Below are 23372 nucleotides of genomic sequence, written 5' to 3'. Positions count from 1 at the left end.
GCTAATTTTTATAGGAGATCCTATACTAAATTAAGGATGACGAATATGCACACCAGAGTAAGGATCGCCAAACGTCGCTTAGCGACCGACTATTCTTCAATTAAAACCCATTCGCCTTTAGCGATTAAAGGTTCTGCTTGTTTGAATTTCACCGTTTTGTTTTCTCCGCTCATCACGTGTTTGATCGTCACACGATCGTTACGACCAATTTTTGGTTTGTCACGTACAATGGTTTCAACAACTTCCTGCTGGCGAGCAGATGCTCCTGCGCCAACCGATCTACTTTGCGCAGCACGTTCATCCATATTAGGGATTTCGTCTTTTTGCGTTTGTAGTTTTTCTTCCTTACGAGCTTTCGCTTCTTGAATGGTGTTTTGTGTTTCCTGAGGCAATTCACCTTTAAACAAAAATGAGATCACATCCTTATTCACTTGGTCAATCATTTCCTTAAATAACTCAAAAGCTTCAAACTTATAAATCAATAATGGGTCTTTTTGCTCGTGAACCGCTAATTGTACAGACTGTTTTAACTCGTCCATTTTACGTAAATGCGTTTTCCACGCATCATCAACGATGGCAAGCGTGATATTCTTTTCAAAATCGTTGATTAATTGTGTACCCTTAGTTTCATAAGCTTTTTCAAGATCTGTAACCACTTGTAAATTCTTCACACCATCGGTAAATGGCACCACAATACGCTTATATTTATCGCGTTGGTTCATGTACACATTCTCAATCACAGGGAATGCCAGTTCTGCATTACGCTCCATTTTTGATCTGTAGTGTTCAAAAGCAGCTTTATACACTTTGCCTGCAATATCCTGTACCGAACCTTTTTTGAATTCTGCTTCGGAAATTGGAGAACTCATAGAGAAGTATCTAATCAATTCAAACTCGAAGTTCTTATAATCTTCTGCAGCTTTGTTGCCTTCCGCAATACCTTCCGAAGTATCATAAATCATATTTGCCAAATCCACACGAAGGCGATCACCTTCTAGTGCATGGCGACGACGTTTGTAAACAACCTCACGTTGTGCATTCATCACATCATCATACTCCAATAAACGCTTACGAACACCAAATTGGTTTTCCTCAACTTTTTTCTGCGCACGCTCAATAGATTTTGAAATCATAGAATGCTGAATCACTTCACCTTCCTGTAATCCCATTTTATCCATCATTTTGGCAATACGCTCACTACCAAACAGACGCATTAAATTATCTTCTAGAGACACATAAAACTGTGAGCTACCAACATCACCTTGACGTCCAGCACGACCACGTAACTGTCTGTCAACACGACGAGAATCATGACGCTCTGTACCGACGATGGCTAAACCTCCTGCTTTTTTCACGTCTTCGGAAAGTTTAATATCCGTACCACGTCCTGCCATATTGGTAGCAATGGTCACTTGTCCTGTTCTACCTGCTTCATCTACAATTTCTGCCTCTTTTTTATGCTGTTTTGCATTTAAGACATTATGCGGAATCTTACGAATACTCAACATTTTACCCAGTAACTCAGATATTTCTACTGAAGTCGTACCAATCAATACGGGACGTCCAGCTTGTGATAATGCGGTCACATCATCAATAACTGCGTTGTATTTTTCACGTTTTGTTTTATAAACCAAATCTTGTTTATCATCACGTGCAATTGGGCGATTGGTTGGAATTTCAACCACATCCAATTTATAGATTTCCCAGAATTCTCCAGCTTCGGTAACTGCTGTACCTGTCATACCAGAGAGTTTACGGTACATTCTAAAGTAATTCTGTAAGGTTACCGTTGCAAACGTTTGGGTTGCATCTTCAATCTTTACATTTTCTTTGGCTTCAATCGCTTGGTGGAGTCCGTCACTATAACGACGACCATCCATGATACGACCGGTTTGCTCATCTACGATCATTACTTTATTGTCCATCACAACGTATTGGATGTCTTTTTCAAATAATGCGTAGGCTTTAAGTAATTGGTTGAGTGTGTGGATACGTTCAGATTTTATTCCGAAGTCTCTAAACAACTCTTCTTTTGCTTCAGCTTCTTCCTCTTTTGAAAGTCCTTTAGACTCAATTTTAGAGATTTCCATCCCTATTTCGGGCATGACGAAGAAATCTGGATTATCTTTTCCGGAGATATACTCAACACCTTTGTCGGTCAACTCCACTTGATTATTTTTTTCTTCGATAACATAGTAGAGCTCTGCGTCAACTTTAGGCATTTCCCTGTTGTTATCCTGCATGTAGAAATTCTCGGTCTTTTGGAGTAAGGTTTTAATGCCTTCCTCGCTCAAGAATTTGATCAATGCTTTATTCTTCGGAATACCTCTGTAAGCTCTCAATAATAGAAAACCACCTTCTTTAGTATCGCCTTCTGCAATTAGTTTTTTTGCTTCTGCTAAAACACCAACCAGTTCTTTTCTTTGAATGCTGGCTAGATCTTCTACTTTAGGTTTTAGCTCTGTAAATTCGTGACGGTCTCCTTGAGGGATTGGTCCAGAAATAATTAATGGTGTTCTCGCATCATCCACCAAAACAGAATCGACCTCATCGACGATCGCATAGTGATGCGGACGTTGTACCAAATCATCTGGCGAATGCGCCATATTATCTCTTAGGTAATCAAACCCGAATTCGTTATTTGTTCCGTAGGTAATATCTGCTTTATAAGCCTTACGACGTGCCTCACTGTTTGGTCTGTGATAATCGATACAATCAACGCTCAACCCGTGAAACTCAAAAATTGGAGCCATCCACGCGCTATCACGTTTTGCCAAATAATCATTAACCGTTACCAAGTGTACACCTTTACCAGCCAACGCATTGAGGTAAACAGGAAGTGTTGCCACTAATGTCTTACCTTCACCCGTTTGCATCTCAGCAATTTTACCTTGGTGCATTGCTGCGCCACCAATCAATTGAACATCATAATGAATCATGTCCCAAGTAATTGGCTTACCTGCTGCATCCCAGGAATTCGACCATACTGCTTGATCATTGTCTAAGGTCACATAATCTTTGGTACCAGAAATCGTACGGTCAAACTCATTGGCTTGAACAGGGATTTCTGTATTATGGACAAAACGCTTTGCGGTTTCTTTAACCACAGCAAAGGCTTCTGGCATGATCTCGTTGAGAACATCTTCGGTTACTGTATAAATCTCGTCGTTGAGCTTATCGATTTCTACATAGATGTCTTCTCTTGCGTCGATATCCTCGGTTGCTTCGGCATCCTTGATTAACTTATCAATGTCGTCTTGAAGCGGTTTGCGGGCATCTGCGATTTTAGATTTGAACTCTGCAGTTTTAGCTCGAAGTGCGTCGTGGGATAATTGCTCAAGCTCATTTTCAAAAGATTTTACTTGATCAATAATAGGAGAAAGTGCTTTAACATCTTGTTTGGACTTATCTCCTACAAATACTTTTAATACTGAATTTAAAAAACTCATTGGTGTTTATTTATGTTAATGACATTATTTAAAATTTAGGTCAACCTGAACTTTTTTTCAGGTTCTCATTAAAAAGGGTTTTAAAAATAATGAGATTCTGAAACAAGTTCAGAATGACAATTCTAAGTTTTAAATAACGTCTTATCTTTAAAATTGTTAGACTTCAAAGATATGATTTGTGTTAGTTATATTTAAAAATTGGGCACAAAAAAAGTCTCGCAATGAGACTTTTTAACTTTTATTTTACGTTTAATGTAACTTGAATTCCAAATTACTTAATATTCGTCTTCGTTCCAGAGGTAATCTTCGTCTGTTGGATAATCAGACCAGATTTCTTCTATAGAGTCGTAAGAGTCGCCTTCATCTTCTATCGCTTGTAGATTTTCAACAACTTCCAAAGGAGCTCCTGTTCTAATCGCGTAGTCAATTAATTCGTCTTTAGTTGCTGGCCAAGGCGCATCACTTAAATACGATGCTAATTCTAATGTCCAATACATGTGTTATGCGTTTTAAATTTCTGCAAAAATAAAATTATAGTTCAGAAAGTCAAGAAAAAAGTGAATTAATTAAATAAAAATTTTAAAGAACTTATATTTTTTATGCTTTTGGCCAATAGAACTATACATTATGTTCGCAAAGTGTTATGTCTAAGATTCTTTCTTCGGAATCCATTTTACTTCATCGGCTTGCAAGTCATAAGACAACTTTCGTGCCAATACAAATAGATAGTCAGAAAGTCGGTTGAGGTACTTCAAACTTTCGGGTTGAAAGGGTTCTAAGTCGTTTAAAGCGGTGGCAAGACGCTCTGCTCTTCTACAAACACAACGTGCAATGTGACAGAATGACACCGTTTGATGTCCGCCAGGTAATACAAAATGTGTCATTTCCGGTAGTGACTCGTTCATTTGATCCATTTCTTTTTCTAATGTCTCGATATCTTCTTCGGAAATTTTAGGGATGTTAAGTCTTTGCTTTCCATTTTTGAGAGTTGCCTTTTCAGGATCTGTAGCTAAAATGGCTCCAACAGTAAATAATCTGTCTTGAATAGCAATCAACACCTCTTTATAATGGTTGTTGATGTCTTGGTCTCTTATTAAGCCTAAATGAGAATTGAGTTCATCGACAGTTCCGTAGCTATCAATTCTAATATGATGTTTAGGGACTCTTGTGCCACCAAATAATGCGGTTGTGCCTTTGTCTCCTGTTTTTGTATATATTTTCATGTTGAGTTTTTCAATGTTACGGAATCAAAGTTACGGGTTTTAAAAACGTCTCACAATTCCGAAATCTTTCTAGCGCAGAGACTGAAATAAAAAGAGATTATCTCTTAAAACGTTTTTTATAAAACATAGAATTTTTATGTTTTAGGTCCCGAGTACGTTCTTTTCTTTTAGAATAGAATTTTAAGAAGGTGAGACCAAACGCTAGAATTAATATTATCCAAAGCATACTTATGTGATCAGAAAATAAATTATGATGATTAAAATGATAAAAGCTGTAAAAGAGATAATAGTATTAAGACGATTATGTGATGTTAGATTGTTCTTGATTTTACCTTTAATTTCCTCTAATTCTTTATCAGTTAATTCTGGAAAACTATATTCTGGTCGTCTATCTTCGGAATTATATGAAAGTGATGTTTTGTCAAATTTCCCATTGTTCCTTACTTTACGAGCTTTTCGCCTTTGTAAAGTTGCCATAAATTGAGATAAACTTCCGTCCATAATTTATTGTTACAATTCTTTAAATCAGTCTGTTTAAGATTATAACTTCAAACTAAAGACTAATTAATAGTATCACTCTCCACCAAGCCATCGCGTAATCTAATCACACGTCTTGCATGTGCAGCAATATCCTCTTCGTGGGTTACCATGATTACTGTGTTTCCAGATTTATGGATCTCATCAAACAGGTTCATAATTTCATGGCCTGTCTTAGAGTCTAAATTTCCGGTAGGTTCATCTGCCAAGATTATAGAAGGTCTGTTTACCAATGCGCGACCCACAGCCACACGTTGACGTTGACCACCAGATAGCTGGTTTGGTCTGTGATCCATACGGTCTGCTAGACCAACTTCAGTCAATACTTCTTCTGCACGTTTGGTGCGTTCTGCTTTAGACTTGCCTGCGTAAACCATTGGCAAAGCCACGTTGTCTAGGGCAGTTGTTCTTGGTAGGAGGTTGAAGGTTTGGAAAACGAAGCCAATTTCGGTATTTCTAATTTCAGCTAAATCATCATCACTCATTTGGCTCACATCTTTACCATTGAGTACATATGTGCCAGCAGTAGGAGTATCTAAGCATCCCAAAAGATTCATAAGCGTTGACTTGCCAGAGCCCGAAGGTCCCATAATGGCAACGTAATCTCCCAGTTCTATATCTAAATTGATGCCCTTTAAAACGTAAACGGTTTCTTGACCTAATTGGAAATCGCGAATGATATTTCTAATTTCAATGACGTTGCTCATACTTAAAATTGACTTTTGATTGTGGTTACTGCAATATACTCAATATGACGCAAAACTGGGAATGATGTTACAGCCTAATGCTGAAATTTTCTTTGACCTGCTCTTTTCTAAAGCATACGAAACCCCAAAAGAAGGTGTCAATCGTTACCGTCACTTTTGGGTGAGATTTGATCTGTTCCCAAGCGTCGAGCATCTCTTTTGACCAATGGATGTCGTCAAAAATAAAGATAGAATCGTTGTGTGTTTTTTCAATGAGTAAGTTGAAATAGTTGAGCGTTGCTTTTTTGTTATGATTTCCGTCGAAAAAAATGAAATCGTACGCATCTTCTTTTAACTGCGGAATTATGGACTCAAACTCACCAGTTTTGATCGTTACATTATTAATGTTTTCTTCGGAAAGTTGCTGTGCAGTAAATTTTGAAACAGTTGGACAGCCTTCAACAGAGGTAATAGTGCTTTCAGGATTTGATAATGCCATGGCTTGAGTAGCAATACCCAGAGAAGTTCCTAATTCTAAAATTTGATTGGGCTTAAAATAATTAACGACGCGATATAAAAGAAGAGCTCTTTTTAAAGATGTACCAGCATTTTTTGCCAGAGCGTTTATTCGTCGCTCATTGGATTTGAAAACTCTTGAACCCGAACCAAAATCGGTAATGGTGATAGAAGATTTATTTTTTAAAAGTGACGCTTTGTAGCTTTTGATTTTTGAATATTCTGGGTACTTGGTTCTGTCATAAAAGCATTTGGTAACCAAATCGTAAACAAAAGGAGAATGAACCCCATGTTGGTTAGTGGATTTGAACAAGAACTTTATGTATTCAAAAATTTGAAACACTTTTAGAAGTTATGTTTTAAGATCAAAGATTAGAGTCCAAGTTTTTCCGCAAGTTCAAACCACCTTGTTTCTTTGGTCTCAATCTCGTCTATTATTTTTTGAAGTTTTTGAGATAACTCGTTGATTTTGTCTTGCGATAAATTGTCATCTAGAAATTTAGCTTCGAATTTTTTCTTGTCTAATTCTAAGGAACGGATCTTACTCTCCAGGTTTTTGTATTCCTTTTGTTCGTTGTAGTTTAGTTTTTCTGCTTTGTTTTGGTCCTGCTGATTTTCCGCAGAAATAGAGGTTGTAGTTTCTTCTTTGTCTTCCACAGGACTCGATGCTTCGTATTCACGATAATCTGTGTAATTTCCAGGAAAATCCTGTACTTCGCCCTCGCCTTTAAATACAAAAAGATGATCTACAATTTTATCCATAAAATACCTGTCGTGTGATACAACCAGCAGGCAACCAGGAAAATCTAATAAGAAATCCTCAAGAATATTTAAAGTAACAATATCGAGATCATTGGTTGGCTCATCGAGAATCAAGAAATTAGGATTCTGAATTAAAACGGTACATAAATAGAGGCGTTTTTGTTCACCACCACTTAGCTTTTCAACATAATCGTGTTGCTTTTTTCCATCGAAAAGAAAACGCTCCAGCAATTGTTTTGCGCTAATTTGACGCCCTTTTGTTAATGGGATGTATTCACCAAATTCTTTGATGACATCGATGACTTTTTGTCCTTCCTTAACTTTGATTCCACCTTGAGTGTAGTAACCAAATTTTACGGTTTCACCAACGATCACCTTACCTGAGTCTGGTTCTAGAGCATCGGTCAACATATTTAAAAAAGTGGATTTACCTGTCCCGTTTTTACCAATGATGCCAATACGCTCTCCACGTTTAAAAGTGTATTCAAACTGGTCAAGAATTATCTTGTCGTCAAATGCTTTTGAAACCTTATGAAATTCTACAATTTTGCTTCCCAAACGTTCCATGTTGATTTCTAGCTCAATCTTGTGGTCGTTTCTGCGTTGGTGCGCACGTTTTTTGATATCGCTAAAATCATCAATACGTGATTTTGATTTTGTGGTTCTTGCTTTGGGTTGGCGACGCATCCATTCCAACTCTTTTTTGAAGAGTTGTTTGGCTTTACCGGTTTCTACCTGTTCTTGTGCGATTCTTGATTCTTTGTTTTCTAAATAGTAACTGTAATTACCTTTGTAGGTATACATTTTACCATGGTCTAGTTCAATAATCTCGTTACATACACGTTCTAAAAAGTAACGGTCGTGAGTTACCATGAACAACGTAAACTGGGCTTTTGCAAAATATTGCTCAAGCCACTCAATCATTTCCAGATCTAAATGGTTGGTTGGCTCATCGAGAACCAATAAGTCTGGATTGCTAATCAATGCTTGGGCCAAAGCGAGACGTTTTATTTGTCCGCCAGACATCGTGCTGATTTTCTGTTCTAGATCATTAAGGTTGAGCTGTGATAATATTTGTTTAAACTGAAGCTCAAATTCCCAAGCGTTATGGATTTCCATTTGCTCGAAAGCTTTTTGGTAAGCTTCTGCATCTTCGGGATTTTGTAATGCTCGCTCGTAGTTCTCTATGATTTTGAGTTGAGGAGATTCCGAAGAAAAAATCGTATCGTTGATGGTTAGTTTTGGATCAAATTTTGGGTCTTGCGAGAGAAAGGAAATTCTTAGCCCGTTTCGCATAACGATCTGCCCAGAGTCTGGAGCATCTGCACCGGAAAGGATGTTTAGGATTGAGGTTTTACCGCTTCCGTTTTTAGCAACAAATGCTATTTTTTCATCTTTATGAATGCTGAAAGAGAGGTCTTTAAAGAGCTCTAATTCGCCATAAGATTTTGATATATTTTCTACTGTTAAGTAATTCAATGCAATTTTTTTTACAAAGAAAGCGATATTACTCAAAAAAACAGCTAATAGTTTTGATATTAATAGTGATAAACTATATTTGTGAAGCAACAAGCAACATTATAATGAATAGACTATTCTTGCTTACGGGATTGTTGATGTGCCTTTTATCTACGTCCTGTATTCCTCATAAAGACACAATATATCTCCAAGAAAAAAATACAGCAATAGACTCTACTCAAATTATGGTAGAGCAACAAAAGCCATATCGCGTTCAAATTAATGATATTTTGAATATAAGGATCAAGGTCTTGGATCAAGAAAATGCTGTGATATTTAATCCTGTTGGAGAAACCAATTTAAATGCATCAAGCTCTGAACGTGCTTATTTTGATGGTTTTACTGTTGATTTACATGGTAATATACGAATTCCTTCACTAGGTAAAATTAATGTTTTAGGTTTTACGGTTGAGGAAATAGAGACTATGTTAACTGAAAAACTTTTGAAAGAACAATTTAAGGAGACTGCAAACATTTTTATTACGGTAAAGTTATCTGGATTACGGTTTACTGCGAATGGAGAGGTTGGTAGTCCTGGAACAATAACACTTTTTCAAGAGCGTGTAAACATTTTTGAAGCGATAGCTAATGTGGGTGAAATACCTGTTACTGGAAATAAAAAGGAAGTTCAAGTTATTAGACAGTATCCTCAAGGGCAAAAAATTCATACTATTGACTTGACAGATAGAGCAGTAATGAATTCGCCATATTATTATATACAGCCTAATGATATTATTTATGTAAAACCTTTACCCCAAAAATCAATAGGTACAGGACAAACTGCTGTACAAACTCTAGGTACGATTGCCACAGTATTATCATTAATTACGACAACAATATTGTTATTTACAAGATTATAGGTTATGGAAGATACTCGCGAAGAATATGACCATGGAGAATCTGGTCGCGTAAGTTTTGATTTTAGGGGTTATTTATTTAAAGTCTTGAACCTTTGGAAGTTTGTTTTACTATCTATTGGTGTAGCTCTTTTAATTGCTTACTACATAAATGTTCGTAAGCAAAATGTGTATAAATTGGATTCATTAATATCCGTAGAAAACGATCAAAACCCTTTTTTTACTGCAAATACCAGTATTTCATTTAATTGGGGAGGTGTATCTGGAAAAGTGGGGAAAATCATAACTGCTATTAAAACAAGAACTCACAATGAAAAGGTTGTGGACTCGCTCCAGTTCTATATGGACTATCTTGTTGAGGGTAAATACAGGAAAGAGGATATTTATAAAAATGCTCCTTTTGAATTTATCATTGATAAGACGAAACCTCAAGTTTTGGGTAGTCCATTAGGGATTCGTTTTTTAAATGCCAATGAGTTTGAAGTTTTTACTCAGTTTGAAAGTAATAGAAGATCTGCTCAGATTTATTCCGATCAATCAACTAAAAAGGTTGATGTGCCTACTGGAATCTTTAAAAAGACGTTTAACAATGGTGAAATTATTGATTTGCCCTTTTTGAATGGTAGATTGGTATTTAAGCCCAATTTGATTGTCAATCCACAATCTGAATATTTTATCAAATTCTCAAATTTTGATGGCGTTGTTAAAAGATATCAGGATCAAATTATTATTGCTCCATCTGCCCAAGCTTCTTCATCTGTTTTGAGATTACAGCTCGCTGGACATAATAAAGATAAAATTGTGGATTATTTAAACGCAACCACAGCTATATTAAGTATTTCTGAATTGGAGCGTAAAAATTTATATGCATCAAACACAATTAAATTTATTGATAGCAGTCTTGCAGCGGTTAATGTTAACCTCAAAGACTTTGGAGATGAAATGAATGAGTTTAGGAAACAGAATAAAGTATTTGATGTTTCCGAAGAGATTACTCAAATATCTGAACAATTAAGAGCTTACGATTTGACCAAGGAACAGGAAAATGCAAAACTTTCCTATTTGGATAACTTAGAAAATTACCTTAATACCAAAACCAATTATACAGAAATTGCTGCACCAACCTCTGTTGGAATTGAAGAAAATAATATCCTCTCCAGTGTTTCTAAAATCATTGCATTAGCTGCCGAACGTCAAAACTTAGAGTATACCACTAAAGAAGGTTCAGATTTGTTTAAGGATATAGACAGACGTATTAATGCTGAAAAAAATGTGCTCTTAGAAACGATAAGTGCAACTAAAAAAACGTTAGGTATTAACTTAAATACTATTAACAGAAGTATAGCGAATTTGGAGGCTAAATTAACTAATTTACCAGAGGACCAACAACAATATCTTAAAATTCAACGAAAGTTAGATGTTAGCCAGGAAGCTTATGATATATATTTAGTTAAGCGAAGTGAAGCAGCTATTGTAAAGGCAGCTAATATTTCTGATATTACAGTGATCGACGAAGCAAAAGACATTGGAGGAGGAAGAATAGGTCCTAATAAATCCCTTAATTACATGATGGCACTCATGATGGGATTTTTTGTGCCAATGTTTTTGATTTTTGGTTTGTTTTTATTGGATAATACAATTCATGGTTCTGACGAAGTGGAGCAGTTATCCAAGATTCCAATCCTGGGATTAATAGGTAAGTATAATTATAAAAATAATTTGATTGTATTCGAAAAACCTAAATCGGCAGTAGCAGAGTCATTTAGATCTATTCGATCTAGCCTTCAGTTTCTTTATAAAAAACAAGGTAAGACTGAAGGGAAGACGCTTATGATTACTTCATCGGTAAGTGGAGAAGGTAAAACGTTTTGCTCAATAAACATGGCAACGGTATATGCGCTATCCGGAAAGAAAACTATTTTACTGGGATTAGATTTACGTAAGCCTAAGATTTTTGGGGATTTCAATATTAATAATGATATGGGCATAGTAAACTACCTTATTGGAGAAAGTACTTTTGAGGATGTGGTTTATAAATCTCATATAGAAAATTTAGATATAATACCTTCTGGTCCAGTACCTCCAAATCCGTCGGAATTATTAATGAGCGATCAAATGAAATTATTAATTGATCAATTGAGAGAAGATTACGATATGATTGTTTTGGATACACCACCTTTAGGTTTGGTTACCGATGCCTTGGAGTTGACCCAATATGCAGATGCAACTATTTTTATGGTTCGCTTAGACTACACTAAAAAAGGAATGTTAGCCTTAATCAATGCGAAGCATAGAGCAGGAGAGGTTAAGAATATCAGTTTTGTATTGAACTTTTATAAGCATAAAACAAACCATAATTATGGCTATGGATATGGCTACGGTTATGGCTATGGATATGGTGTTTATGGAAATGCATATCATGAAAAAGATAATGATACAGTTGTAAAGAAAATAAAACGTTTTTTAAAACGTATTTAAATTGATTACTAAAAAGCAACTTTTTTGGAAGCGAGTATTTGATCTTTCATTATCTCTTATCTTATTTCCATTATTTATTTTACCATTAGCTTTTCTAATTTTAATAGCCACCTTAGATACTAAGCAATATGGAATATTCTCTCAACTTAGAGTAGGGCAGCATGGACAATTTTTCAAAATATATAAACTAAGAACACTAAAAGCGGAAAAACATAATTTAGGACATCTTAACAAAAGTGCTACTCGTTTAGGGAAATTTTTCAGAAATACTAAAATGGATGAACTACCTCAATTGTACAATGTATTTCTTGGAGATATGAGTTTTGTTGGACCAAGACCAGATATTGAGGGTTTTGCAGATCAGCTAAAAGGTGAAGATAGAATTATCTTAAGAGTCAAACCAGGTATAACTGGGCCAGCAACACTAAAATATAAAGATGAAGAATCAATATTAGCTAAACAATTTGACCCTGAAACTTACAATAGGACGATTATTTGGAAAGATAAAGTTGAAATCAATAAAAAATACGTTCAAAATTGGAGTTTTTATTTAGATTTGAACTTTATAATAAAATCGATACGTTACTGAAAATGAATACTGATAAAAAATTAACAATTTTAGGTCTTGGATATGTAGGCTTACCACTAGCTGTAGAGTTCGCCAAGAAATATATGGTCATTGGATTTGACATAAATGAAAAGCGCATTAAAGAACTTAACAGTGGCGTTGACAAAACGCTAGAGGTCGATAATGAGCATTTAAATTCGGTATTAACTAAAGATTCTAATTCTAAAACTGGATTGTTTATTACTAACAGTTTAGAAGAAATAAAAGATTCCAATATTTACATCGTCACTGTACCAACACCAACAGACGAACATAAAAGACCAGTTTTTACACCCTTAGTTAAAGCGAGTGAAAGTGTAGGGAAGGTTTTAAAGAAAGATGATATAGTAATTTATGAATCTACTGTATATCCAGGTGTTACAGAAGAGATTTGTGTGCCAATATTGGAAACTAATTCAGGATTAAAATTCAATAAAGATTTCTTTGCAGGTTATTCTCCAGAACGCATTAATCCAGGAGACAAATTACATACTGTTACTAAAATATTAAAAGTTACATCTGGTTCTACTCCAGAGATTGCTAAAGAAGTTGATGATCTCTATAAATCTATAATTGTTGCGGGCACTCATTGTGCGCCATCAATTAAAGTAGCAGAGGCTGCAAAAGTTATTGAAAACTCTCAAAGAGACATCAATATAGCTTTTGTTAACGAACTTTCAAAAATATTTAGAATACTAGACATTGATACAAAAGCAGTTTTAGAAGCTGCTGGTACGAAATGGAATTTCATTAATTTTTCTCCAGGATTAGTTGGTGGACATTGTATTGGTGTTGACCCTTATTACTTGGCACAAAAAGCAATAGAATCTGGTTATAATCCAGAAATCATACTCGCAGGTCGTAAAATGAATGATAGTATGGGTAGTTATGTTGCCCAAGAAACTGTAAAGATGATGATTAAAAAAGGAGCCAGAATAAAAGATTCTAATGTGCTTGTTCTAGGAATTACCTTTAAAGAAAACTGTCCAGATATAAGAAACTCAAGAGTTATTGATATCATTAAAGAATTTGAAACCTACAATGTAAATGTAGATGTGTTTGATCCATGGGCATCTAAAGAAGAAGTAACTCATGAATACGGTTTGGATTTATTGGATAATGCAGATCAACTAAAAGATGATTACGATGCCATAGTTTTAGCAGTATCACATAACGAGTTTTTACAAATAGATTTACAAAAATTAAAGTCTGATATTGGAGTTATTTTTGATGTAAAATCATTACTTCCGAAGGATTCCGTAGACGCAAGATTATAATGTACGAAAAACAATACCACGATAAAGAATTAAGTGAGTTATCATTTCTTATTACTGGAGGTGGCGGATTTATAGGCTCTAACCTTGTAGAATATCTTCTAAAATACAATGCAAAAAAAGTACGTGTCTTAGATAATTTCTCTAACGGTCATCGTTATAATTTAACAGAGTTTCATTCCAACCCAGCTTTTGAGCTTATTGAAGGAGACATTAGAGATTTGCAAACTTGTAAAGATGCCATGAAAGATATAGATTATGTTTCTCATCAAGCAGCTTTGGGTTCTGTACCACGTTCAATTAATGATCCTGCCACCACTAATGAAGTGAATATTACAGGATTTTTAAACATGATGATTGCGCTTAAAGATTCTTCATCTGTGAAGCGAATGATCTATGCAGCATCCAGTTCTACCTATGGCGATAGTAAAGCATTGCCTAAAGTAGAGGATAACATTGGTAACCCTTTGTCACCTTATGCAGTTACAAAGTATGTAAATGAATTATATGCAGATGTCTTCGGAAAAACATACAATACAGATGTTATAGGTTTAAGATATTTTAATGTCTTTGGACCAAAACAAAGCCCAGATGGCGCTTATGCTGCAGTGATTCCGCTATTTATGCAGTCGTTAAAAGACAATGAGTCTCCAAAAATTAATGGTGATGGAGAGCAGACAAGGGATTTTACCTATATAGATAACGTAGTTCAGGCTAACATCAAAGGATTCTTTGCTTCAGAAAAAGCAAAAAATCAAGTGTTTAATGTTGCTTGTGGAGAGCGTATTACTATCAATTACCTATGGGAATCCCTAAAGATAGCAGCAAATTCTCAAGTAGAGGCTATTCATGGGCCAAATAGGCAAGGTGATGTGAGAGACTCTTTGGCAGATATTTCAAAAGCGAAAAACTTATTAGGTTACCAACCCAATTACACCGTAAGAGAAGGTTTGAAAATTACGTGGGACTTATTTAAATAGAACTGGACTTTTTATAGGCTCAAAAAAGTAATGGTATTACACGTAATTTGTTAATTTAGTATTTCACTTAGTTTATTTTTCAAGATTAAATATTTAGATACTAATATTTTTAATATTATAACTCCATTGTTTATATTCGTCTCAACTAAAAATACAGAACATTTTGAATAGTACTGACGATGATTGGTTATATACCATTTCGTCCAAAAAAAAATTAATCGACTTTAATTTTAAGGAAATTTGGAGATATCGAGATTTGCTTATTTTGTTTGTTAAGCGAGATATAATTACAGTCTATAAGCAAACCATTTTGGGACCTCTTTGGTATTTAATCCAGCCCTTATTTACAGCGCTTACGTTCACCATTATTTTTAATAAGGTAGCCAATATAGAAACGGGTACTGTTCCTCCCTTTTTGTTCAATCTTGCTGGTATCTCCATTTGGAATTATTTTAATGCATGCTTAACTGCAACTAGTGATACCTTTAAGTCCAATGCAGCTATTTTTGGGAAAGTCTATTTCCCTAGACTTATTGTCCCATTATCAATTATTGTCTCCAATTTGATGAAATTCGGTATTCAATTAGTCATATTTATCGCCTTTTATATGTATTACTATTATCAAGGTGCAGGAATTCATATAAGTACAAATGTGATATTATTTCCCTTTTTAGTACTATTAATGGGGCTATTAGGGTTGGGGTTAGGAATGATTATTTCTAGTATGGTCACAAAGTATCGAGATCTAAAATTTCTAGTTGGTTTTGGAGTCCAGCTTCTTATGTATGTCTCTGCAGTCATGTATCCCTTAGCCTTAATGCGCGAGAAGTTACCCAAAATTGCCTGGTTGGTTGAGTATAATCCATTAGCATACATCATAGAAACCGCGCGATACATGCTTTTAGGAACAGGAACTTTAAGTTTGTATGGAATTTTGTACACTATTGCTGTAACCTTAATAATTTTATTTTTAGGGATCATTATTTTTAATAGAACTGAAAAAACATTTATTGATACTGTATAACTATGTCTAATATTATTCTCAAAGCTGAAAATATAAGCAAACAATACCGTCTTGGTTTAGTAGGTACAGGTACTATTAGTCATGATTTGAATCGATGGTGGGCAGGCATTCGAGGTAAAGAAGATCCTTATCTTAGAGTAGGCTCAGTAAACGATAGAAGTACTAAAGCAGATAGTCAATATGTTTGGGCATTAAAGGATATCAATTTTGAAGTGCAACGAGGAGAAGTTCTTGGTATTATAGGTAAAAATGGTGCTGGTAAAAGTACATTGTTGAAAATATTAAGTCGTGTTACCATACCAACTACTGGTGAGATTAAGACCAGAGGGCGTATCGCCTCTTTATTAGAGGTGGGTACAGGATTTCATCCAGAATTGACAGGACGTGAGAATATTTATCTCAATGGTGCTATTTTGGGAATGTCTAAGGCGGAGATTAAGTCTAAAGAAGAAGAAATTATTGCGTTTTCCGGTTGCGAACGGTATGTAGATACGCCGACAAAACGTTATTCATCAGGTATGCGAGTGCGACTTGCGTTTGCTGTAGCAGCTTTTTTAGAGCCTGATATTTTGGTCATAGATGAGGTACTTGCAGTAGGTGATGCCGAGTTTCAGAAAAAGGCAATAGGGAAGATGCAGGACATTAGTAGTGGAGATGGGAGGACCGTTTTGTTTGTGAGTCATAATATGGCAGCTGTAAAGAGTTTGTGCACTCGTGCTATTGTTTTAGAACATGGAACTTCTGTTTTTGAGGGAGATACCGATGCTGCAATTAGTTATTACCTCAACACATCTGAGGGTGATATTAAAATTGCCGATATAAAAAATAGAAAAGGAGATGGTGCTGTAAGGGTAAAAGACGCATTTGTCTACAGTAGTGAGAGAGGCAAAGCTGCACAAACAGGGCAACCCTTTAATTTAGAGTTTTTATTGGAAAATAAGGCTTTAATAAATTCTGATGCCATTCGATTTGATTTGAGGATAGATGATTATATAGGACAGCGAATCGTGTGGATGAGTAATTCAGTGCTTGAACGGAAAATCAGTACTGGGTCAGTTAATAAAATAATTTTTAATTTAGATAAATTGAATTTAAATAAGGGAAAATATTACGTGACCATACATGTTTTAGTCAATAATATTTTGGCAGATTGGATTCAAAATGCATTTTCCTTTGAGGTCTTTGAAGGTGATTTTTATGGACAAGGGAAACTAGTTGCACCCAATCAAAGTAAAGTGTTAATTGATTATGATGTGTTTTATGAATATATTTAATATTCTAAAAGTTATAAATATTATTACAGAATGCTAAAAAAACTAAAGAATAGAGTTGATGTTTATTTTGAGCGTAAAATAAAAAAGCTTTTTAATAAGCAGCAAAAAGTTAATCAAATACAATTTAATCACGCTCAACTAAATCAATTATTTGTAGATACTTCATTTTACTTTCCATTTACAACATGGTCCATGTCTCCTAGTACTATTATTCATGTACTGAATGACATAGTTTTAAATGATAGAAAGAATATAATTGAATTTGGATCTGGAGCTTCTACATTTTACATTGCTAAATTATTAAAAACCAACAGTATTCAAGCCTCATTTTTTTCGGTTGAATCTAATTTCGAATGGGCAAATAAAATCAATAAGCAACTTGATACATTAGGATTAGCAAAATATGTCACAGTTATTTATGCTCCAATACAATCCATAGAAAGGTCATTAGCCCTAGGTGAACAAGAAGTTTGGTATGATACTACAGTATTAAATGAACACTTGAAAATGATGAATGAGGTTGATTTGGTTTTAATAGATGGGCCCTTTGGAGGATTGACTCCAAACGCTAGGTTTTCACCTATACCCTATATTAAAGATAGATTAGCCAAGTCATATTCTATATTTTTAGATGATGTAGACAGAGAGGATGAGAAGCATATTACACAAGAATGGATTGATATGTTAAATTGTTCGGTCAAGAAGATAGAACGATATGTTGTTTTATCTTCCAATACGAAATTTTTTTCAAAACCACTTCAATTGTAGATTAATAAAGTGACAAATTAATCTACAATTCTGTTTAAAATAATCAACTTAGAATATTAGTCTTGTAAACAAATTCCATGCGATTAGAATCTCTCGTTTCTGTTATAATTCCAACCTTCAATAGGGCACATCTCATCAGTGAGACACTAAACTCTTTGTTAGCACAAACCTACACAAATTGGGAATGTATAGTTGTTGATGACGGAAGTATAGATGACACAGAAACACTTATTAGAAATTATATTTCTAGTGATTCTAGATTTCAATATCATAAGCGGTCAGATGAGTATTTGCCAGGTGGCAGTGGTGCAAGAAATTATGGCTTTAAACTAAGTAAAGGTGATTTTATACAATGGTTTGACAGTGATGACCTTATGCATGAAAATAATCTTGAAATTAAGATGAAGACCATTTTAGATTACAAAGCAGATTTTGTAATCAGTCAAACCAGATATTTCAATAAGGTAGAGAAAAAACCTTATACTTATAATTATAAAGAAGATGATGTCAATTTTTTATCTTATGCAACCACTCACATAAATTGGTTTACTCCAGATATGTTTTTGAAAAGATACGTTGTTGAAAATATTACATTTAATGAAGAACTAAAATCAGGGCAAGAATTTAATTTTTCTTGCAAATTGCTCTTGGTTACTGAGAATTTGAAAAAGATAGACAAGGTATTGACCTTTAGAAGGTATTCTAATAATTCAATTGGAAGTAAGCGTAGAGATAGTAAAAATCATTTTTTATATACTCGATTTCAAGCATATTGGTTAAACTATCTTGAGCTATCCAAATTAGTGAAAAATGAAAAATTTGAAAGATTTTCTCTTTTAATGTGTATGTCGTGTTATTTGCGAAGTGGTTCTCAAATACAACAACCAAATGGATTCAGACAAAATATATTTAAAGTTTTTGGTTATAAAGGGGTTTATTTTTATTTAGCTGACCTTAGTAAATTGTTATTTGGTAACTATTATTTTTTTTATAAAAAATTAAAGTAAATAAATTTACAAAATTGAATAGAAGTTATGAGCAATTTGAAACGTTGGTTTTAAAAGCTTCTATTTTTCAGTGAATGTCTAAACCATTATTAGTCTATGAGTATATTAAAGTCTTAGATGAGCAATTACAAAGCGCTATTGAGATACTAAATGTATTATATTTTTGAAATAAAATGTTAAAAACTTTACATATCATATTACTTTTTGGTCATCCAGACCAGCCCTATACCAAAATCACATTGGAGAGCTTAAACGTGGCTGGGTCAAAAGTTAGTCATGAAGTGTTATGTAGTAAAGTAATTGAGTCTTCTCAATCCATAAAAACGCATGTTTTTAATTCTAAAAGAGATTTTTTTAATTTCAAGGTTCTTTATTTTATAGTCAGAAATATTTTTTTTGATAAAAAGTATGGTTCTATTTCAGGACAGACTTCCTTAAAAGCTAAACTTAACTTTTTTCTCAAATGGGAAACTTTATTAAATCATAATTTTGATGTTGTTCACGTGCATCATTTGCATGTTGTACCAGATGTTGTACTTGAATATTTGAGAAACAAGCATGTTAAGTTAGTGACCTCCTTAAGAGGAAAAGATTTAATTAGTGATACGGTGAAAGATGTTAATCGTCTAAACTTTTTACAAAAAATTGAATTCTTTGATATAGTACATGTTATTAGTGATTATATGTATGAACTTGCTATTAAAAAAGGTATAGATAAAAGTAAGTTGAAACGTATTTATCGAGGTTATGATTTTGAGTTATTGCTTCACAAAAATCTTGCTACTAAAAAAAAGTCTCGAGATAAACATCACATAAAAGCAATATCAGTTGGGCGCTTAGTTTGGGCAAAAGGACACTTTTACACGTTAGATAGTATATATAGGTTGAAAAAAAAGGGCGTTTTTGTAAGCTTGGATATTTATGGAGAAGGTAGGGAACGGGAATTTTTAGAATATAGAATACATCAATTAGGTCTCGATGATCTTGTTTTATTAAAAGGACATATTGACCCTATTGTGTTAAAGGAGGAATATAAAGATTATGATATTGCTATTCAGGCTTCAATTTACGAGGCGTTATCTAATGGTTTATTGGATTTGACATTTCATAACATACCATCGGTGATTTCAAGAGTAGGAGGTATGACTGAGATTATTGAAGATGGTGTTAATGGTGTTACTTTTAATATCAAAGAGCCATTTGGGTTAGATAACGCTATTATAAAAGCTTTAGATTTAGATTTCGAAACTTTGAAGGCATATAACGAAAAACTGAGAGAGAAGTTTTTAATTGAGAATGAATTGCTATCACTCAACCTATTGTATACAGAACTTTGATAGATGAAGGTATTCTATATATTAAATCCCGAATAGTAATGTAATCTGTATTGTAAAGTTTGTTTTAAGATTTGTTGCAATTTTAAATTTTTAAGAGAAATAAAATAATATGTTCTGTTCTATTTTGTTTTGTTCCAGAAATAATTATACCAGTCCAGAGATTAGGTTTTTTGGTAAATGGTTTACATTTGAAGTAACTCTAAAGAAATTTTTTCATCATTAATTAGCGTGTCATATATTGAATAGGTGCAGTGGAATATTAAAATAAAATATATTGAAACATAATTTAAAAAGAATTTATCGGTTTATAAAGCGCCAGTATTTTACAAAATTTGGATTAGATAGAGATTTATACTTGGTCTATACCATGAGTAAGGTTGGTTCATCCACAGTTTATAATTCCTTGAAAAAAAAATATCCTTTTAAAGAAATACATCACATTCATTTTTTAGGAGATACTTGGCTGGATTCATTTAAAACAGGGCATCCCACATTTAATAATAATCTGAAAAATGCTTCAAACTTAAATAAACTACTCGCAAAAAAGCGTTGGAATATTAAAATAATTAGTCTTACCAGAGATCCGATAGCTAGGGATGTTTCAGGTATTTTTCAAACATGGAAACATATTTTTAATGTTGAAAATATAACGGACGTTTCCGCAGAAATGATAATTGCGCATCTTAAAGAAATAGATTTTTCATATGCCCAAAATTGGTTTGAAACCGATTTTAAGGAATTTACAGGATTTGATATATTTGAACATGAATTTAATTCAAGTAGAGGTTATGAGATCTATTCCTGTAAAAAAGCAGAACTATTAATTTTTCAGCTAGAACAGTTAAATAGTAATTTTAATTTAGCTATGAATCGTTTTATTGGCAAGGGAGAGTATAAGCTCCACGAAGAAAATATAACAGCATCTAGGGCTTCAGGTGAATTAAATACTAAAGTAAAGCAATTACTAAAACTCTCACATCAACAATTGGAAAACATATATGATTCTCTATATATGTCTACTTTTTACAATACATCTCAAATTGATAAATTTAAGAAGCGATGGCTGGAAGAGTTAAAGGAGTAAGTGTTATAGTTTGTTGTTACAATAGTAGTTTGAGGCTTCCTAAAACCTTGTCTTTTTTAGCGTCTCAAAGTGTGGATTTAGATACGCAATGGGAGATAATAATTGTAAATAATAATTCTAATGATGATACTGGATTGGTTGCAAGACAATTGTGGGAGGCTTTGCATTCTCCTACTCTTTTGTCCATTGTAGATGAGCCAATTGCTGGACTATCTTATGCTAGGGAAAAAGGAATCTCTGAGGCTCAATATGATTTATACTTGTTTTGCGATGATGACAATTGGTTGCGTGCAGACTACATTAAAAATACAATCGCAATATTTAATAAAAATCCTGAGATTGGAGTTTTGGGAGGATGGAGTACTGCTGCTTTTGAGGCTGAAAAACCTGAATGGTTTGATAAATTTAAGGGTAATTTTGCGGTAGGTACACCTGTTAATGAGCCAGGTGTAATACTTGATGCTCAAGGGTTTTTATATGGAGCAGGTATGGTCATTCACGAAAGTACTTTTAGATTATTGAAAGAAAGAGGTTTTAAAAGTATTCTAAAAGACCGAAAGGGTAAGCTGCTATCCAGTGGAGGCGATGTTGAACTTGTCTACGCCATAAAGTTATTAGGTATTCCTGTTATGTTTAGCGAATTATTGTTTTTTAATCATTACATGCCCAAAGAACGAATGCAATGGGACTATTTATTGAGATTACGTGCTTCTATGTATTGGTCTAACTTTGTATTAAACATATATATTGACGCTTTGAATGATAAACCATTATCCTCGAAATGGTTGATCAAAAAAATATTGAAGTCCTTTTTATACATTTATAGACAAAATAAGCGACTACAAAAACTAAGCTACCGCAAACAATTAATGTTAGAAAATCAAATAGCTATAAGACGGTTATTTATTAAACATATTAGATTTTATTATCAAACACGTTTGAATTTAAAAAAACTTATAAATGATTAAAGGGGTCTCCATAGTATTATGTACTTACAATGGTAAGTCTAGATTAGATACAACTTTGAGACATTTGGTTGCTCAAAAGATTAGGATACCTTGTGAACTAATCTTTGTAGATAATGCATCTGATGATGGTTCAAAGCTATACGCTGAAGAGTGGTGGCTTAATTTTGGAGTTTCATCGATTGATTTTCGTTCTTTTAAGCAAATGACACCAGGAAAATCCTATGCTCAAGATCTTGGTTACGCAAAGGCGACTTACGAGTATATATTAGTTTGTGATGACGATAATTGGTTATGCGAAACTTATATTCAAACAGCGTTCGAAATTATGGAGTCTAATGACCATATTGGAGCTTTAGGAGGTTGGTGTGAAGCAGAATTTGAAAATAAAAAGCCATTATGGTTTGATCAATATTCTAAATATTATGCTGTATCGAAGCAAGGAAAACGTAGTGGAGATATAACAAATAAGAAAGGTTGCTTATATGGCGCTGGGATGGTAATACGAAAGTCGCATTGGTTAGAATTGAAGTTACTTGGTTTTGAACATTTATTATCTTGTAGAAAAGGTAATTCATTAAGTTCTGGAGGTGATACAGAGTATAGTTATGCGTTGCGATTGTTGGGATATAGTATTTGGTATGACGAACGTTTATATTTTAAACATTTTATGTCACAGGCTAGATTAAACTTCGATTATTTATCTCGGTTACGACTTGGGATGGTAGACTCTAATTTTATATTATGGCCTTATCTGGATTTTCTTAGAAATAAATATCAATCACGAAATGAATTTTTAAAAGTTGCAGTGAACATGATTCCTGTCTTGATGTTTAAGAAAAGTATAGATTTAATGGTTGGGAATTACGAAAAGCGGGAACGCGCAAAGCACTACTTTAAAGTATGGAAATATCGCCTTCTTCATTACTCTTTATACAAGAAAAATCATGAGACCATAAAATTATGGATAGCACAGAGATAGTTTTGTTGCTATTTGTATTTTCAATAACCTAGACATAAAGATTT

20 protein-coding genes are annotated in these 23372 nt (G+C 33.9%); 13 read left to right on the top strand and 7 right to left on the bottom strand.

From position 1 onward, the window contains the following. Window positions 1-89: 89 nt before the first annotated feature. The 7 genes from secA to GQ40_RS09595 all read right to left on the bottom strand — a co-directional run bounded on the left by secA (window position 90) and on the right by GQ40_RS09595 (window position 8652). Window positions 90-3449: a preprotein translocase subunit SecA gene (gene secA, locus GQ40_RS09625; protein WP_047547865.1), complete on the bottom strand. Its 3360-nt coding sequence runs from the start codon at window positions 3447-3449 to the stop codon at window positions 90-92. A 275-nt stretch (window positions 3450-3724) separates the two neighbouring features. Further along, entirely contained in the window at window positions 3725-3946 is a 222-nt protein-coding gene (locus tag GQ40_RS09620; protein WP_010177336.1) for a DUF2795 domain-containing protein, read from the bottom strand. 150 nt (window positions 3947-4096) lie between these two features. After that, a complete protein-coding gene (locus GQ40_RS09615) occupies window positions 4097-4672 on the bottom strand; it encodes a cob(I)yrinic acid a,c-diamide adenosyltransferase (protein WP_047547864.1) in 576 nt (191 codons plus the stop codon). A 228-nt stretch (window positions 4673-4900) separates the two neighbouring features. Continuing rightward, window positions 4901-5173, bottom strand: a complete 273-nt coding sequence (locus tag GQ40_RS09610) for a hypothetical protein (protein ID WP_047547863.1) — start codon at window positions 5171-5173, stop codon at window positions 4901-4903. Window positions 5174-5232: 59 nt separating this feature from the next. Then, window positions 5233-5916, bottom strand: coding sequence for an ABC transporter ATP-binding protein (locus GQ40_RS09605; protein ID WP_047547862.1), 684 nt, complete (start codon window positions 5914-5916; stop codon window positions 5233-5235). Between the two features lie 67 nt (window positions 5917-5983). Beyond that, the gene (locus GQ40_RS09600) at window positions 5984-6724 is read right to left on the bottom strand and encodes an O-methyltransferase (protein ID WP_231565562.1); all 741 of its coding nucleotides are present in this window, start codon (window positions 6722-6724) and stop codon (window positions 5984-5986) included. A gap of 59 nt (window positions 6725-6783) precedes the next feature. Continuing rightward, complete coding sequence (locus tag GQ40_RS09595) at window positions 6784-8652, bottom strand: ABC-F family ATP-binding cassette domain-containing protein (RefSeq protein ID WP_047551818.1); 1869 nt, start codon at window positions 8650-8652, stop codon at window positions 6784-6786. Window positions 8653-8756: 104 nt separating this feature from the next. On the opposite strand from GQ40_RS09595, the gene GQ40_RS09590 reads away from it, so the two are divergent. From GQ40_RS09590 to GQ40_RS09530, 13 genes are all read left to right on the top strand, one after another. Beyond that, on the top strand, window positions 8757-9551 hold the full coding sequence (locus GQ40_RS09590) for a polysaccharide biosynthesis/export family protein (RefSeq protein WP_047551815.1): 795 nt from the start codon (window positions 8757-8759) through the stop codon (window positions 9549-9551). A 3-nt stretch (window positions 9552-9554) separates the two neighbouring features. After that, on the top strand, window positions 9555-12026 hold the full coding sequence (locus GQ40_RS09585; RefSeq protein ID WP_047547860.1) for a polysaccharide biosynthesis tyrosine autokinase: 2472 nt from the start codon (window positions 9555-9557) through the stop codon (window positions 12024-12026). Window position 12027: 1 nt separating this feature from the next. Then, entirely contained in the window at window positions 12028-12615 is a 588-nt protein-coding gene (locus tag GQ40_RS09580; RefSeq protein WP_231565561.1) for a sugar transferase, read from the top strand. Window positions 12616-12617: 2 nt separating this feature from the next. After that, window positions 12618-13910, top strand: coding sequence for a nucleotide sugar dehydrogenase (locus tag GQ40_RS09575; RefSeq protein ID WP_047547859.1), 1293 nt, complete (start codon window positions 12618-12620; stop codon window positions 13908-13910). Beyond that, window positions 13910-14887 (top strand): SDR family oxidoreductase, encoded by a 978-nt coding sequence (locus GQ40_RS09570; RefSeq protein ID WP_047547858.1) that lies wholly within the window; start codon window positions 13910-13912, stop codon window positions 14885-14887. Before GQ40_RS09575 ends, GQ40_RS09570 begins: the two co-directional genes overlap by 1 nt. Before the next feature lie 160 nt (window positions 14888-15047). Next, window positions 15048-15911, top strand: coding sequence for an ABC transporter permease (locus tag GQ40_RS09565; protein ID WP_047547857.1), 864 nt, complete (start codon window positions 15048-15050; stop codon window positions 15909-15911). A gap of 2 nt (window positions 15912-15913) precedes the next feature. Then, window positions 15914-17185, top strand: coding sequence for an ABC transporter ATP-binding protein (locus tag GQ40_RS09560; protein WP_047547856.1), 1272 nt, complete (start codon window positions 15914-15916; stop codon window positions 17183-17185). A gap of 30 nt (window positions 17186-17215) precedes the next feature. Next, window positions 17216-17953, top strand: coding sequence for a class I SAM-dependent methyltransferase (locus GQ40_RS09555; RefSeq protein ID WP_047547855.1), 738 nt, complete (start codon window positions 17216-17218; stop codon window positions 17951-17953). Between the two features lie 77 nt (window positions 17954-18030). Next, window positions 18031-18960, top strand: coding sequence for a glycosyltransferase family 2 protein (locus GQ40_RS09550; RefSeq protein WP_047547854.1), 930 nt, complete (start codon window positions 18031-18033; stop codon window positions 18958-18960). A 173-nt stretch (window positions 18961-19133) separates the two neighbouring features. After that, on the top strand, window positions 19134-20297 hold the full coding sequence (locus GQ40_RS09545) for a glycosyltransferase (RefSeq protein ID WP_047547853.1): 1164 nt from the start codon (window positions 19134-19136) through the stop codon (window positions 20295-20297). Window positions 20298-20571: 274 nt separating this feature from the next. Further along, entirely contained in the window at window positions 20572-21381 is an 810-nt protein-coding gene (locus GQ40_RS09540; protein ID WP_156115565.1) for a putative capsular polysaccharide synthesis family protein, read from the top strand. After that, on the top strand, window positions 21357-22349 hold the full coding sequence (locus GQ40_RS17170; protein WP_052184219.1) for a glycosyltransferase: 993 nt from the start codon (window positions 21357-21359) through the stop codon (window positions 22347-22349). The genes GQ40_RS09540 and GQ40_RS17170 overlap by 25 nt, the downstream gene beginning before the upstream one ends. Beyond that, on the top strand, window positions 22342-23328 hold the full coding sequence (locus tag GQ40_RS09530; protein WP_047547851.1) for a glycosyltransferase: 987 nt from the start codon (window positions 22342-22344) through the stop codon (window positions 23326-23328). Before GQ40_RS17170 ends, GQ40_RS09530 begins: the two co-directional genes overlap by 8 nt. Window positions 23329-23372: the final 44 nt, after the last annotated feature.

It is taken from the genome of Psychroserpens sp. Hel_I_66 (assembly GCF_000799465.1).
In the GTDB taxonomy this organism is placed as follows: Bacteria; Bacteroidota; Bacteroidia; order Flavobacteriales; family Flavobacteriaceae; genus Psychroserpens.
The sequence above is the reverse complement of the archived record's forward strand: the minus strand, read 5'-3'. Positions and strand labels throughout refer to the sequence as shown.

Coding starts and splice junctions, on each gene's coding strand:
- GQ40_RS09560 (WP_047547856.1), top strand. CDS start 15,914: ATGTCTAATATTATTCTCAAAGCTGAAAATATAAGCAAACAATACCGT.
- GQ40_RS09570 (WP_047547858.1), top strand. CDS start 13,910: ATGTACGAAAAACAATACCACGATAAAGAATTAAGTGAGTTATCATTT.
- GQ40_RS09585 (WP_047547860.1), top strand. CDS start 9,555: ATGGAAGATACTCGCGAAGAATATGACCATGGAGAATCTGGTCGCGTA.
- GQ40_RS09545 (WP_047547853.1), top strand. CDS start 19,134: ATGTTAAAAACTTTACATATCATATTACTTTTTGGTCATCCAGACCAG.
- GQ40_RS09620 (WP_010177336.1), bottom strand. CDS start 3,946: ATGTATTGGACATTAGAATTAGCATCGTATTTAAGTGATGCGCCTTGG.
- secA (WP_047547865.1), bottom strand. CDS start 3,449: ATGAGTTTTTTAAATTCAGTATTAAAAGTATTTGTAGGAGATAAGTCC.
- GQ40_RS09530 (WP_047547851.1), top strand. CDS start 22,342: ATGATTAAAGGGGTCTCCATAGTATTATGTACTTACAATGGTAAGTCT.
- GQ40_RS09610 (WP_047547863.1), bottom strand. CDS start 5,173: ATGGACGGAAGTTTATCTCAATTTATGGCAACTTTACAAAGGCGAAAA.
- GQ40_RS17170 (WP_052184219.1), top strand. CDS start 21,357: ATGGCTGGAAGAGTTAAAGGAGTAAGTGTTATAGTTTGTTGTTACAAT.
- GQ40_RS09605 (WP_047547862.1), bottom strand. CDS start 5,916: ATGAGCAACGTCATTGAAATTAGAAATATCATTCGCGATTTCCAATTA.
- GQ40_RS09550 (WP_047547854.1), top strand. CDS start 18,031: ATGCGATTAGAATCTCTCGTTTCTGTTATAATTCCAACCTTCAATAGG.
- GQ40_RS09555 (WP_047547855.1), top strand. CDS start 17,216: ATGCTAAAAAAACTAAAGAATAGAGTTGATGTTTATTTTGAGCGTAAA.
- GQ40_RS09615 (WP_047547864.1), bottom strand. CDS start 4,672: ATGAAAATATATACAAAAACAGGAGACAAAGGCACAACCGCATTATTT.
- GQ40_RS09575 (WP_047547859.1), top strand. CDS start 12,618: ATGAATACTGATAAAAAATTAACAATTTTAGGTCTTGGATATGTAGGC.
- GQ40_RS09590 (WP_047551815.1), top strand. CDS start 8,757: ATGAATAGACTATTCTTGCTTACGGGATTGTTGATGTGCCTTTTATCT.